The sequence below is a fragment of the Rhodoferax sp. GW821-FHT07G04 genome (assembly GCF_059418585.1).
Map to the genome: position 1 here is coordinate 265,383 of NZ_JBWKQD010000001.1, position 13,809 is coordinate 279,191.

General features: G+C 62.1%; 11 protein-coding genes. 3 read left to right on the forward strand and 8 right to left on the reverse strand.

Features of this window, described 5'->3' with window-relative positions; all coding sequences use genetic code 11:
- Nucleotides 1-80 precede the first annotated feature (80 nt).
- Both AC07OO_RS01180 and AC07OO_RS01185 read right to left on the reverse strand, forming a co-directional pair.
- Nucleotides 81-1,760: an AMP-binding protein gene (locus tag AC07OO_RS01180; RefSeq protein ID WP_495080224.1), complete on the reverse strand. Its 1,680-nt coding sequence runs from the start codon at nt 1,758-1,760 to the stop codon at nt 81-83.
- A gap of 78 nt (nt 1,761-1,838) precedes the next feature.
- Nucleotides 1,839-2,978 carry a transglutaminase-like domain-containing protein gene (locus tag AC07OO_RS01185; RefSeq protein ID WP_495080225.1) on the reverse strand — a complete coding sequence of 380 codons (1,140 nt, stop codon included), beginning with the start codon at nt 2,976-2,978 and terminating at the stop codon, nt 1,839-1,841.
- A 160-nt stretch (nt 2,979-3,138) separates the two neighbouring features.
- Here AC07OO_RS01185 and dinG point away from each other — a divergent pair, with 160 nt between their 5' ends.
- Together dinG and AC07OO_RS01195 are read left to right on the forward strand one after the other, a co-directional pair.
- Complete coding sequence (gene dinG, locus AC07OO_RS01190) at nt 3,139-5,295, forward strand: ATP-dependent DNA helicase DinG (protein WP_495080226.1); 2,157 nt, start codon at nt 3,139-3,141, stop codon at nt 5,293-5,295.
- A gap of 30 nt (nt 5,296-5,325) precedes the next feature.
- Nucleotides 5,326-5,865 carry a DUF2799 domain-containing protein gene (locus AC07OO_RS01195; RefSeq protein ID WP_495080227.1) on the forward strand — a complete coding sequence of 180 codons (540 nt, stop codon included), beginning with the start codon at nt 5,326-5,328 and terminating at the stop codon, nt 5,863-5,865.
- A gap of 7 nt (nt 5,866-5,872) precedes the next feature.
- On the opposite strand, the gene AC07OO_RS01200 is transcribed toward AC07OO_RS01195, so the two are convergent.
- The 5 genes from AC07OO_RS01200 to AC07OO_RS01220 all read right to left on the reverse strand — a co-directional run bounded on the left by AC07OO_RS01200 (nt 5,873) and on the right by AC07OO_RS01220 (nt 12,647).
- On the reverse strand, nt 5,873-6,901 hold the full coding sequence (locus AC07OO_RS01200) for an adenosine kinase (protein ID WP_495080228.1): 1,029 nt from the start codon (nt 6,899-6,901) through the stop codon (nt 5,873-5,875).
- A gap of 111 nt (nt 6,902-7,012) precedes the next feature.
- Nucleotides 7,013-7,789, reverse strand: coding sequence for a ferredoxin--NADP reductase (locus AC07OO_RS01205; protein ID WP_495080229.1), 777 nt, complete (start codon nt 7,787-7,789; stop codon nt 7,013-7,015).
- 84 nt (nt 7,790-7,873) lie between these two features.
- On the reverse strand, nt 7,874-9,061 hold the full coding sequence (locus tag AC07OO_RS01210; RefSeq protein ID WP_495080230.1) for an acyltransferase family protein: 1,188 nt from the start codon (nt 9,059-9,061) through the stop codon (nt 7,874-7,876).
- Between the two features lie 96 nt (nt 9,062-9,157).
- Nucleotides 9,158-11,461, reverse strand: coding sequence for an NADP-dependent malic enzyme (locus AC07OO_RS01215; protein WP_495080231.1), 2,304 nt, complete (start codon nt 11,459-11,461; stop codon nt 9,158-9,160).
- 73 nt (nt 11,462-11,534) lie between these two features.
- A complete protein-coding gene (locus AC07OO_RS01220) occupies nt 11,535-12,647 on the reverse strand; it encodes a 6-phosphofructokinase (RefSeq protein ID WP_495080232.1) in 1,113 nt (370 codons plus the stop codon).
- 116 nt (nt 12,648-12,763) lie between these two features.
- On the opposite strand from AC07OO_RS01220, the gene AC07OO_RS01225 reads away from it, so the two are divergent.
- Nucleotides 12,764-13,135, forward strand: a complete 372-nt coding sequence (locus tag AC07OO_RS01225; protein ID WP_495080233.1) for a thioredoxin family protein — start codon at nt 12,764-12,766, stop codon at nt 13,133-13,135.
- A gap of 84 nt (nt 13,136-13,219) precedes the next feature.
- Here AC07OO_RS01225 and AC07OO_RS01230 read toward each other — a convergent pair whose 3' ends face one another.
- Nucleotides 13,220-13,795 carry a hypothetical protein gene (locus AC07OO_RS01230; protein WP_495080234.1) on the reverse strand — a complete coding sequence of 192 codons (576 nt, stop codon included), beginning with the start codon at nt 13,793-13,795 and terminating at the stop codon, nt 13,220-13,222.
- Between the last annotated feature and the right edge of the window lie 14 nt (nt 13,796-13,809).

Genomic DNA, 13,809 nt, shown 5'->3' on the forward strand with positions numbered 1-13,809 from the left:
CTGCGGATGGGCTTCAGTACCACCCAATAAAAAAAGGCCCCATGGGGCCTTTTTTTATTGGGTGACTTTGGGGCGTTTGATCAACCCCACTGCACCTTGTCCTTGCCACCATACCAGCCCTCTACCTTGGCGCTGACTTCGTTTTCGATACGGGCGCGGCGGATCTTCATCGTGGGTGTCAGCAGGCCGTTCTCAATGGTCCAGGGCTGCTGGGCCACAACGATCAGCTGCATCTTTTCGTGGCTGACCAGATCGGCATTCACTTCCTTCAGCAACTGCGTCAATTCGGCTTCGACATGCTTGCGGAAGGTGGCATCCTTCTGCTTGGGCCGCACATCTTCGGCCAGCACCACCAGGGCGTAGGCCGCGGGCTGGCCGGGTCCGGACACCATGCTCATTTCCACCAGCGGGTGCGCGTTCAGCTTGTTCTCGATGGGCGCGGGGGCCACGTATTCGCCCTTGGACGTTTTGAATATTTCCTTGACCCGGCCGGTAATCTTCAGCAGGCCATCGGCACGGCGTTCACCACGGTCGCCAGTGCGGAAGTAGCCGTCGGGGGTGAACACTTCGGCATCCAGGTCGGGGCGCTTGTAGTAGCCCACCAACTGGCCGGGTGACTTGATCAGAATCTCGCCCTCTTCGCTGATCTTGACCTCCACGCCCGGCAGTGGCAGGCCCACGCAGCCGGGAGCATTGATCTCGGGAGTGGAGTTGTGCGAGTAGGCAAAGTCTTCGGACATCGCATAGCCCTCCACCAGGTTCAGGCCCAGGCGGCGGTACCACTCGATCAGCTCGGCGGGAATGGGGGCCGAACCGCTACCGGCCAGCAGGGCTTCGTCCAGACCCAGGTTCTTCAGCACCTTGCGCTTGACGATGCCGCTCAAGATAGGGATCTTCAGCAGGCGGTCCAGCTTCTTGGGCGGCATCTTGGTGAACACGCCCTGCTGGAACTTGAGCCACAGGCGCGGCACCGAGATGAAGGTGGTGGGACGTGCACGGTTCAAGTCTTTGACAAAGGTGTCCAGCGACTCGGCAAAGAAGACGTGTGTCTTGCCATCGATCATGGATGCGCATTCCACCCAGGCCCGCTCGAACACGTGGGCCAATGGCAGGTAGGACAGGATGCGGTTGTCGTCGATGTCGCCGATGCGCGATTTGATGTCTTTGCTGATGTTCTCCGCCACCTTGGTGATGCGCTCAAAGCTGTGCATCACACCCTTGGGCGTACCGGTGGAACCCGAGGTGTAGAGCAGGATGGCGATGTCGCTGCCGGTGCGGGCCACGCGGCCGGTCATGGGTGCAGTGCGGGCGGTGACAGCGTCCCAACCCTCGTAGCTGGTCTTGGGCGCCAAGGGGAATGCGATGCAGGGCATGGATGGGGGCACACCGGGCTTCTGCTGCTCCCAGGTGTCCAGCTTGCCGACGAACAGCATGCTGGCGCCGCTGTGCTCCAGTACATAGCTGATGGTCTCGGCAGACTCCGTAGGGAAGATGGCGACCGTGGTGCAACCCGCCATCCAGATAGCCAATTCGGCCAGGAAGAAGTGTGCGCAGTTTTTGGACAGGATGGCAATGCGCGCACCCGGCTCGAAGCCCTGCGCCTTCAGGTGGGCTGCCATGCGGCGGGCCTGATCCAGGGTTTGCTTCCAGGTGTAGTCCACCACCTCGCCGCCACTCGTGGGCTGCGTCAGGTAAACCCGGTCCGCCAGTTTCGCTTCGTGGTCAAAGACATAGTCCAGAATCAATTTGGGTTTGGCCACCGCGTGTCTCCTTATTGGTTAAGACTACAGAATACCCGATTACATAACCACAACAGCTGTTAAAAGACTCCAAACAGTTTAGGTTCGAATCTCTGTGGCAGTGATTTGGTATTTGAACTGGTCGGGCTCGTAAGAATCGAGCCGGCCGGCGGCGTTTTCGGCCGTGGGGTACATGAAAAATCCCAGTACAGGGCCCTTGGATTGGGGTAGCCGCACGTCGTGGCCCATGTTGTAACCCACCCAGTTGCCCTCCCAGCCACCGAAAAGGTGGTGGTTGACGGGAGCCACCAATGGGTTCTGCGCCGACTTGATCCACTCCGGCGTCTCCTGGCGCATCACCTTGGCGACATCGGCCGGGTCCATGGCCACCCAGCCGTAGCCGGCCAAATAGACCTCGGCACGGCAATGCTGGGCGCCCTTGAGGCTGGCCGGATTGCCGCCCAGCTCGCGGTAGCCAAAGGCACTGGGGGCCAGACGCAGGCCATACACGTCGCGGGCGGGCAAGCCCACGGAGCGGCACAGACCAACGAACAGCGCGTTCAGGTCGGCGCACTTGCCGCCCAGGTTGCCGGTCTCCAGCATCGTGGCAATGTCGCCGGCACCGCAGCCGCGCACCTTGGGCTCGCGGTAGGTGTTTGTCACCACCCAGTCGTACAGCTTCTTGGCTTTCTCCACATCGGTCTTGGCGCCGCGGATGGCGGCTTGTGCGGTCTTGCGTACCAGGCCGTCGGTGGGGAGCAGCGCGGTGGGCCGGGTCCAGTGCTTCAGGTCGTCGGCGTCCTCTGCCCCAAACGCGCCTTTGCGGCTCCAGTCCTGCGCGCGGTTCTGGGTTTGCACAGCGCTGGTCAGCTCGATGAAGGGTTTGGCCTCGGTTTCGGCAAACTCCACGAACAGCATGCGCACGCCATGGCCATCGTCCACGAGACGAGCCGCGCCATTGCTGCTGTAGCTGCTGATCTGCGAGCGCTGCCAGTCGGTGTTGACCACGGGCACGGGCAGCCAGACCTTGGTCGTACCCTGGGGTTTGAGGATGTCCACCCGCGTTGTCAGCTCGAAAGTGCGCCAGCTGCCCGGCACGGGCCTAAAGCGGTGTTCACTTGGTGTCGGGTTTTGTGCAAAATTGATAGCAGGATATGCAGCACCGACGAGGGCTAGCGCCGAATTTTTCAAAAACGATCGGCGCCAGCCGGCCGCTGCCGGGGTGAAAACGGTGTTCATACAAAGAGCTCCGAATAGGGTGGACAGCGGGCGCAATCGGCGTAGGTCAAAATACCCCGAACTTGGCACGGGCCAACGCGGGGGATCAACCCCACGCTGACGGCGCATTATCACGCCGCACTTTCCCCGCATCTCTCTATTTTTTCTGGAAGCTTTTGGTTTGAGTTCTGACGATTTGGCCGGCCTGTCGCTGGCGGCTTTTGAGCGCGTGGTGGGCGCAACCCCCGGCTTTCGGCCCCGCGCGGGCCAGCATGCCATGGCCGCCTGCGTGGCCGACACGCTGGCCCGCGCCGATCTGGGCGAGCACCCTACCCCCACCAAGGCCATCGCCGTGGTGCAGGCCGGCACGGGCGTGGGCAAGTCGGCCGCCTATGCGTCGACCGCCATCGCCATGGCGCTGGAGCGCAAGACCCGGGTGTTGATCTCCACCGCCACCGTGGCGCTGCAGGAGCAGTTGATGAGCAAGGACCTGCCGGCCCTGGCCCAATCCATGGACCAGCCCTTTAGCTTTGCGCTGGCCAAGGGCCGCGGGCGCTATGTCTGCAAACTCAAGCTAGAGCGCCTGGTGGGCAGCGGCGGCACGGTGGACGACCTGTTTGATGCGGACGACGACGCGCCAAAACCCGCCAACACATTCGGCAGCACGCTGTCGGAAGAAGAAGCCGAAGAACGTCGCTTTCGCCTGTACGAAACCATGGCCGGCGGCCTGGCCACCGGCAGTTGGGATGGCGACCGCGACACCTTGGCCGAAGCACCCGACGGCCGCGACTGGGCCATGGTGGCGGCCGAGCGCCACACCTGCACCGTGCGCCATTGCCCGCGCTTTCGCGACTGCAGCTACTACGGCGCGCGCACCAAGCTGGCCGAGGCCAATGTCATCGTCGCCAACCACGACCTGGTGCTGGCGTCGCTGGGCATGAAGACCCTGCCCGACCTGGACAACTGCCTGGTGGTGTTTGATGAAGGCCACCACCTGCCCGCCGTGGCGCTGGACCAGTTTGCCAGCAGCATGGACTTGAGCAATCTGCGCTGGCTGGACAAGCTGCCCAAGATCGTCAACGAGGTCAGCAGCGCCCTGCACCTGCATGCCGGCGAAGACGTGGCCACGGTCACCAGCCAGCTCAAGGGTGCGCTGACCCAACTGGCACGCATGGCCATGGACTTGGTATGGGGGCAGACCGGCCAGAACGCGATGGGCGAAGGCCAGGATGGCACGCTGCGCTTTGCACACGGCGTGCTGCCGGAGGCGCTGACCGAGCCGGTCAAGCAGATCCAGGCCCAGGCCACGGGCCTGTCCAAGGTGCTGGAAGCCTTGGGCGTGGACATCAAGGCCATCGCCAAGGAAGACCCGGCCCAGGCCACGCTGTGCGCGCAGCTGTACGCCAAGTTGGGGGGGCTGGCCCCGCGCCTGGGCGCCATTGTGTCCACGGCCAACCTGCTGCTGGAGCATGGCGAGCAGCCCCTGGCCAAGTGGCTCAAGGCTGAGAGTGCGCACGGCTACCTGACGATGACCGCCCATGCCTGCCCCATCGTGCCTGGCGACCTGCTGCGCCAATTCTTGTGGAGCCAGGTGCGCGGTGCCGTGGTCACGTCGGCATCGCTGACCAGCTGCGGCAGCTTTGATTACTTTCTGCACGAAGCCGGTCTGGTTAACAAGCCCTATGTGCAGTCGCTGGAGGTGGCCAGCCCCTTTGACTACGCCAAGCAAGGCCTGCTGACTGTGGTGCAGACCGTGGCCGACCCCAAGCAGGCCGATGCCTATACCCGCGAGATGGTGGGCGAGTTGATGCAAGACCTGCAAGCCGTGGAGCGCGGCGCCCTGGTGCTGTTCACATCGCGCGCGCAGATGCGCACCGCGACCGAGGCCCTGCCCGCCAACCTGATGGAGGTGGTGCTGGTACAGGGCACGCAGTCACGCGCCCGCTTGTTGGCCACGCACATGGCACGGGTAGAGTCCGGCTTTCCTTCGGTCATTTTCGGCATGCAATCCTTTGGCGAAGGGCTCGATCTGCCCGGCAAACTGTGCGAGACCGTGTTCATCACCAAGCTGCCGTTCGCGCCCCCCTCCGATCCGGTGGACGAAGCGCGCGCCGAGTGGCTGCGCAAGGTGGGGCGCGACCCGTTCAACGAGCTGGTGATCCCTGCCACCGGCATCAAGCTCTTGCAATGGACCGGCCGCGCCATCCGCACCGAGGACGACCATGCCGCCGTCATCTGCTACGACAAGCGCCTGCTGCAGCAAGCCTATGGCCGGCGCATGCTGGCCGGGCTGCCGCCCTATCGCGTGGAGCAGCGCAGGAGTCGCGGTATTATTTAAACCACCTTCCGCGTTCCACAGGACCCATCCATGAAAAAACGCATTGCCCTGCTACCGCTGTTGCTTACATCCCTGCTGCTCGCGGGCTGCGAGTCCATGTCGGCCTCGGAGTGCAAGGTAGCCGATTGGGGCCGAGTAGGCCATGCCGATGGCACACGGGGTGAAAGCGACCGCCGCATCGCCGACTACACCGAAGACTGTGGCAAGGTCGGCATCGTGCCCAATGCGAAGCTCTACCGCTATGGTTGGGACCAGGGCATTGTGAACTTCTGCACCCCCGCCAACGGCTGGCGTGAAGGCACCGAGGGCCACTCCGGCAAGGCATCGGTCTGCCAGGGCCAAGCCGGCTATGCCGGGTTCTCGCGCTACCTGGAAGCCGGCTTGCAGGTGCACCGCACGCAGGAGCAAATGCACCGCAACACCCGCGAATCCGAACGCCTGCAAAAACGCTTGGAAGAGTCCAAGAGCGATGACGAGAAGAAAGACATCCGCAACGACCTGCGCCAGCTGGACCGTGACCAGGCCCGCCTGCGCAAGCAGTTGGCCGAGCAACAGTTGCTCGGCCCGTGAAGGATGATCAAGCTTTGTTGGTGTAGGCTGCGAAGCTGGCCTTGATGTCGGCCATGGTGTCCAGGCTCAAGCGATTGCCATACTGCGTGACGACGCGGCCTGCGGCCTGATTGGCCAGCCACGCGGCCTGGGCATGGCTGTGGGCGTGCGTCACGGCGTATAAAAAGGCTCCGGCAAACATATCGCCAGCACCATTGGTGTCCTTGGCGGTCACGGGGGCCGCCGGCACAGCCGTGTTTTTGTCACCCTCCAGCACCAGACAACCCTTGGCACCGCGTGTCAGGCAGACGGTGCGGGCCAGTTTGCTCAGGCGCGCGCAATTGGCCTCCAGGTCTTTGGAGTTGCACCAGACCTGGGCTTCTTCTTCATTGCAAAACAGATAGTCCAGTCCGTCGCCCAGCATGGCCTCCAGGCCTGAACGGCAGAAGTTGATCATGCTCATGTCGCTCAGCGTGGCGGCCAGGGCCACGCCCGCAGCCTTGGCAATGGCGCGGCCCTTCAAAGCAGCGTCCAGCCCTGTGGGGGAAGCGGCCAGGTAGCCTTCCATGTAGTAGACCTTGGAGCGGGCGATGTCCTCGGGGCGCAGCGACGTGTGGTCGATATCCGCCGTGGCACCCAGGAAAGTGCTCATGCTGCGTTCGGCATCGGGGGTGACCATGACCATACAGCTACCGGTCTGGCCAGCGGGCCACTGGCTGCTGGTCAGGTTGCTGGCCACGCCATTGGCGGCCAGGTCATCGCGGTAGAAGGCGCCCAATTCGTCATCGGCCACGCGGCAGGAGTAGAAAGCCTTGCCGCCCAATTGGGCCAGCGCCACAACGGTATTCCCGGCCGAGCCACCACCCGTGCGGCGTGAATGCATGCCCTGCACCTGCGACTGTAAATAGGCCTTGCGCTGCGCGTCGATCAGCGTCATGTGGCGCTTCTCGACCCCCATGGTCTGCAACTGCGCGTCGCTCACCTCGTATTCGGCATCGACCAGGGCGTTGCCGATGGCGTAGAGGTCATAGTGATGGGGGGTAGTCGTTGTCGTCATGCGGGCAGACAGTTCAGAAGGTAGGAGACAAATGAAAAGGCCCCGAAGGGCCTTTGGTATGGCTACGGAAGTAGCGAGTATCGCGCGGTTTCTGCGTGCTGGGCGCGTGTTTTACTGCTCAACGAAGGCGCGCTCAACGACGTAGTCGCCGGGCGATGTGGTGCTGCCTTCGACAAAGCCACGTGCGTCCAGCAGCTCACGCATGTCCTTGTTCAACGCTGGGCTGCCGCAGATCATGATGCGGTCGCGGGCGGGGTCCAGGGTGGGCAGACCCAGATCGGCCTCCAGCTTGCCGCTGGCGATCAGGTCGGTGGCGCGGCCGCGGTTCTTGAACGGCTCGCGGGTCACGCTGGGGTAGTACAGCAACTGCGCCTTGGCGAATTCGCCGAGGAACTCGTCGTTGGGCAGGTCGATGTTGATGAAGTCGGCGTAGGCCAGTTCATTGACTTCGCGCACGCCATGGAACAGGACCACCTTTTCATACTTCTCGTACGTAGCCGGGTCGCGGATCAGGCACAGGAACGGTGCCAGGCCGGTGCCGGTGCCGATCAGGTACAAATTTTTGCCGGGCAGCAGGTAGTCGATGAGCAGCGTGCCGGTGGGCTTGCGGCCGACCACAATTTTGTCGCCGACCTGGATGTGCTGCAGGCGCGAGGTCAGTGGGCCGTCCTGCACCTTGATGCTGAAGAACTCCAGATGGTCTTCGTAGTTGGCGCTGACGATGCTGTATGCGCGCAACAGCGGCTTGCCGTTCTCCTGGCGCAGGCCAATCATCGTGAAGTGCCCATTGGAGAAGCGCAGAGACTGGTCGCGGGTGGTTTTGAAGCTGAACAGCCGGTCCGTCCAATGGTGGACGCTCAATACGGTTTCTTCCTGGAATGCACTCATGGGTACCCTTGCAATGTGTCAAAACAACGAATTCGGGAAAACCCTTTAGTGTAAATCGTTCGGGAGTCCCTGCTGTCGCCAGGTTTACCGCGAGAACAACCGTTGTTCTGCATTCAACTCGCCCACAGAGGGCAAGACGGCTTGTTCACGACGGCGTGTCAGCAGTCGCCTACCGGCTCGCATGCCCGGTACTTCGACAAAAGAGTATGCCAAATGCGCCAAAACCAGGACCATCGCCATGGTCACACCACCCACCGCGAAAAATGCCCAGTCCCCTACGATGGCCTGCAAGGCAACGTACATTCGCTTGAGCCAGGGGTTGAAAACGCCAATCACCAGCGGATGCAACAGATAAATGCTGTAGCTGCGTTCTCCAACCCACAAAAGTGGGCGGGTTGCGAACCAGGGGCTTGGAAACAGGGCCTGCCAGATCGCTGTAGCGCCGAACAATACGCTCCAGACCATCAGATCGGGCCGACCAGGACTGGCCGCTGTGAAGCCGAAAGGCGCAAAGAGAGCGATGAGGCATATGCCGCAAACAACCGCACACACACCCTTCACGCCCCGCGCCGACCAGATACCGGTTTTTGTCTTTTCGCGGGCCAACTCGAACAACTTGAAACTAGCAAAGCCCGTCAGAAAGACGCCAATACTGGAAATGAATGCAAATTTTCCATAGTCGCCCGGTAGACCCGCGGTATCCAGCAGGGTTCTCGCACTGATGGATACGGCAATTCCGCCCAATGTGAGCACACCCAGCGCGCGCCGCCCCGGTAGCAGCAGAAAGACGGGGAACGTTACATAGAACAACATTTCAACACCGATAGTCCAGCTCGCCCAGACGATTCCTTCATGCTTTGCTGGGACAAGATTGAATAGAAAGGTCACATTCAGAATCCATGTGGCCAAATCAGGCTGAGCCCATCCTTTCAACGTGAAAAGCGAGATGTAAATTAGCACCATCAGATAGAAAAGCGGGGCAATGCGAAAGAATCGTTTTATCAAGTAATCCTGCACCCAACGTGCGCGCGACATGGTTGGAATGGTCGAAAAGGCCAGCGAAAACGCGCTGAGCACAAAAAACAGGATCACACCCGTAAAAAAGTGCCCGCCAACGGTGGCCTGCAGCGCGGGTGGCGGCAAGATGTCGGCGATATACCGGAGATGAAACAGCAGTATCGTCAACGCGGCAACTGCGCGGAGCGCATGGATGCCGGGAAGAAGCTGTGTGGCCGGAATGGAAGAAATACTTGAGCGCGGTGTTTTTGTCATCTTGTAATCCGTGCGGTAGTCTCGGCAACCCCCATAACCTCACATGCAGTTGACTGCCTCCCAGGCTGCCGTCCCCCGATTATTCCACTGCCACCGCTAGGCAAAAGCCGCGGCATTCGCCACAGCCAGCGCCGTCATGTTCACAACCCGGCGCACGGTGGCCGACGGCGTCAAGATATGCGCCGATGCTGCGGCGCCCAGCAGGATAGGCCCCACCGTCACCCCATTGCCCGCCGTCATCTTCAGCACATTGAACAAAATATTGGCCGAGTCCAGGTTCGGGCAAATCAGCAGATTGGCCTCGCCGTGCAGCGTGGTGTCGGCCAACGCCGAGCGGCGTACCGTCTCGGACAATGCTGCGTCGCCCTGCATCTCGCCATCGCATTCAATATCCGGCGCCATCTTGGTGAACAATTCGCGCGCTAGGCGCATCTTGCGGGCAGAGGGGCGGTCGGACGATCCGAAGTTGGAGTGCGACAGGAAAGCCACCTTGGGCGGCAGGCCGAAGCGGCTGACTTCTTGCGCAGCCATCAGCGCGATGCTGGCCAGTTGCTCGGCCGTAGGGTCCTCGTTCACATAGGTATCGGCAATGAACAGCGCGTATTTCTCCAGCATCAGCGCATTCATCGCAGCCAAGCCGGGGGCATTGGCGCGCAGGCCGATGATGTCGCGCACATGCTGCAGATGGACGTCGTACCGGCCCACCATGCCGCACAGCATGGCGTCGGCATGGCCCAGTTTGACGGACAGCGCGGCAATCGTGGTGTTGGAGCGGCGCACTGCGGCCTTGGCCGCCTCTTGCGTCACGCCGTGGCGGCCCATGATCTTGTGGTACAGCTCCCAGTACTGGCGGAAGCGCGGATCATCCTCGGGGTTGACGCAGTCCGCGTCTCGCCCCAGTTGCAGACGCAGGCCGGCCTTGGTCAGGCGGGCCTGGATGACGGCGGGGCGGCCAATCAAAATGGGATAGGCCAATCCTTCATCCACCGCCACCTGGGCGGCGCGCAGCACGCGTTCGTCTTCACCCTCGGCGTAGGCCACGCGCTTGGCGGCCGGCAGCACCGCCTTGGCGGAGCTGAATACGGGCCGCATGAACATGCCGGTCTGGTAGACAAAGCGCGACAGCTGCTGGCGATACGCCTCCATGTCCTGGATCGGTCTTGCGGCCACGCCAGAGTCCGCTGCAGCCTGCGCCACGGCGGGCGCTATGCGCAAAATCAGGCGCGAATCAAACGGTGTGGGGATCAAATAATCCGGCCCAAACACCAGCTCCTTGCCGGCATATGCATTGGCCACTTCTTCGCTGATGTCGGCCTTGGCCAGATCGGCAATCTGGCGCACGCAGGCCAGCTTCATGGCCTCGGTGATCTTGGTGGCGCCGCAGTCCAGCGCGCCGCGGAAGATGTAGGGGAAGCACAGGACGTTGTTGACCTGATTGGGGTAGTCCGAGCGGCCTGTGGCGATGATGCAGTCCGGCCGCGCGGCCTTGGCCAGCTCGGGACGGATTTCAGGCTCAGGATTGGCCAGCGCCAGGATGATGGGCTTGTCGGCCATCGTCTTGACCATTTCCACCGTCAAAACACCGGCGGTTGAACACCCCAAGAAGACGTCAGCGCCATTCACCACATCGGCCAGTGTGCGGGCCGTGGTGTTCTGCGCAAAGCGAGCCTTGGATTCATCGTAGCCACCGGGGCGGCCCTCGTAAATCACGCCCTTGGAGTCACACGCAAACACATTCTCCATGCGCACACCCAGGCCCACCATGACACCCAGGCAGGCCAGCGCCGCAGCGCCCGCGCCCGACACGGCAATCTTGACGTCCTCAATGCGTTTGCCAACCAGCTCCAGGCCATTGATCAAGGCGGCCGACGAGATGATGGCCGTGCCATGCTGGTCGTCGTGGAAGACCGGAATGCCCATGCGCTCGCTGAGCTTTTTCTCGATGTAGAAACACTCGGGCGCCTTGATGTCTTCCAGGTTGATGCCTCCCAGCGTGGGCTCCATGGCGGCGATGATGTCCACCAGCTTGTCGGGGTCGTTCTCGGCCAGTTCGATGTCGAACACGTCGATGCCGGCAAACTTCTTGAACAGGCAACCCTTGCCCTCCATCACCGGTTTGCCGGCCAGCGGGCCGATATTGCCCAGGCCCAGCACCGCCGTGCCGTTGGTGATGACACCCACCAGATTGCCGCGCGAGGTATAGTCCACCGCCAGCGATGGGTCGGCCTGGATGTCCAGGCAGGGGTAGGCCACACCGGGCGAATAGGCCAGCGACAGGTCGCGCTGGTTGGACAGCGGCTTGGTGGGTGTGACAGCAATCTTGCCGCGGGTCGGGGTGCGGTGGTACTCGCGGGCGGCTTCGCGCAGGGCTTTTTCGGCGGGGGACAGTTCGTTGTTCATGGTTTTTATTCTCCGGTTAATCGGGACGCAAGGTCAGGGGGACGGGGGTATGGGCAGGTACTTCGAGTCGGTACTAATCGCCCAGGCAGATGCCTAAATCGCGTGCGGTTTGCAGCGTGTCGCCATCCAGTGGTACGGCCTTCATGCGGCCAGCCACTTCTTCTAAGGGAACGTAATTTACATTGGGAAAGGCCAGCGCCACCATGACGCCAGTCAACCCGCTATCGAGGGCCCGCACGGCGGCGGCGCCAAAGCGCAGGGCGGCCAGGCGATCGAACGCCGTGGGGCTGCCGCCGCGCAACAAATGGCCCAAGACCACCACACGGGTCTCTTTGCCGGTGCGTGCCTCCAGGGCCTTGGCAACCTGCTCACCCATGCCACCCAGTCGCTCGGCATGGCCGGATTCGGCGGGCTCCTGCAGTTCGGCATGGCCGTCCCGGGGCGTGGCACCTTCGGCCACCACGACCACGGAATGCAGGCGCCCCTCACTGTCGCGGGCCTGGATGTGCTTGACCACCTTTTCCATATCAAAGGGGATTTCCGGCAACAGAATGGCATGGGCGTTGCCGGCTATGCCCGAGTGCAGCGCAATCCAGCCGGCATAACGGCCCATGACCTCCACCACCATGACCCGCTGGTGGCTTTGCGCCGTGCTGTGCAGGCGGTCCAGACACTCGGTGGCAAAGGCCACCGCGGTGTCGAACCCGAAGGTGGTCATTGTCTTGTCCAGGTCGTTGTCAATCGTCTTGGGGACGCCCACGATGCGCAGGCCCTTCTTGTGCAGCGCATCGGCAATCGTCAGTGAGCCGTCACCACCGACCGAGACCAGGGCATCGAGCTGGTGCTGGGCAAAATAAGTCAGGATTTCGTCCGAACGGTCCAGTTCATGTGTAACGCCGTCGGGCATGCGGGTCGCAATCTTGAACGGATTCCCCCGGTTGGTGGAGCCCAGCATGGTGCCGCCCAGGTGGCCTATGTCGCGCACCATGGCGCGCGTCAGGCGGGTCACGCCGCCCTCCACATAGCGCTCGGGGAACAGGATGCCGTTGAAACCATCGCGGATGCCATAACACTCCCAGCCCCGGTTGATGGCGGCCAGCACCACGGACCGTATGACGGCGTTCAGCCCCGGCGCATCCCCGCCACCGGTGCAGATGGCAATGCGACGAATGGGGGACGGGGGCATGCAGACGACTCCAACTCAAATACTGGATTATGGTCATGCTTGGGGCCGTATGGCATGCAAGTTGTTGATGACGCCATGCTCGGGTTTTACGGGTATTGTTCTGCGATCATTGTGCTATGCAGATTTCTTCGAATTCCACCCCACCAACGCCACCCCTGCTGGTGGCCTGCCTGTGCGCAGACTGGTGCGGCACCTGCCGCGACTACCAACCTAAGTTTGAGCAGCTCCAGGCCGCATTCCCCGGCATGCACTTCGTGTGGATCGACGTGGAAGACGAGTCCGAACTGGTGGACCCGATTGAAGTGGAAAATTTCCCCACACTGCTGATGGCCACGCGGGAGCGGGTGCAGTTTTTTGGCACCGTGATGCCGCACCTGGAGACTTTGCAGCGGCTGATAGAAACGCAGCTGGCGCCCGGAGCGCCGGCCCAGGCCCACGAGCCCATGCATGACGCGCTGGCAAAACGCCTGTGGGAGCGAATCGCTTAAGCCAAATTAGCCGCTAGCCCCCGTGAAATATATATACTTTGCTATAAATTCAGTAGCGCGCCAAATATCACCGAACGCTGCCCACTAAACCACCGGTTGGCGAATCGCTTTCTTTTCAATCTCTCGGCGCACGGCGGGGGACGGATTGTGGATGGACCGCTCCACCCATACCTTGAAGCGTATGTGTTCAGCGGTATGCGCCTTGCTCAACCACTGCAGCAAGGCATCGGCGCGCATGGCCAGGCGTTTGCCTGCCTCATCAAGCTCGGTGCGTTCGGGTTCTATCTGTCGCAAAGTGGCATCCTTGGGCAGGTCGTTCAATGTTCGCCGCACATCCGACACGCGCAGCCAGCGAAACCCCTCATCGTCTTCCAGAACCTTGATGGCGTTGCCGCGGTAGGCGAAGTAGTCCCCTTGCAGGTGGCGCAGAGCCAGCCAGCGTGCGGAACTGTAGCCAAAGGCCAGACCATCAAAAACCACTGGCGCCAGAAGCTTGCCAAGCACCGGAGCCACAAAGAGCAGCCCAATCCCGGTGTAGCCCTTGGACAGGTTCAAATAGGTCAGCAAGCTCGCCGCCAACCACCAGCCTCCGGCCAAGACTGCCGCAGCCAGCAAGATGCGGTAGACGTTGTCCCACTCGGTCGGCGATGGCAGTCGCATGGCCGACCCTGACG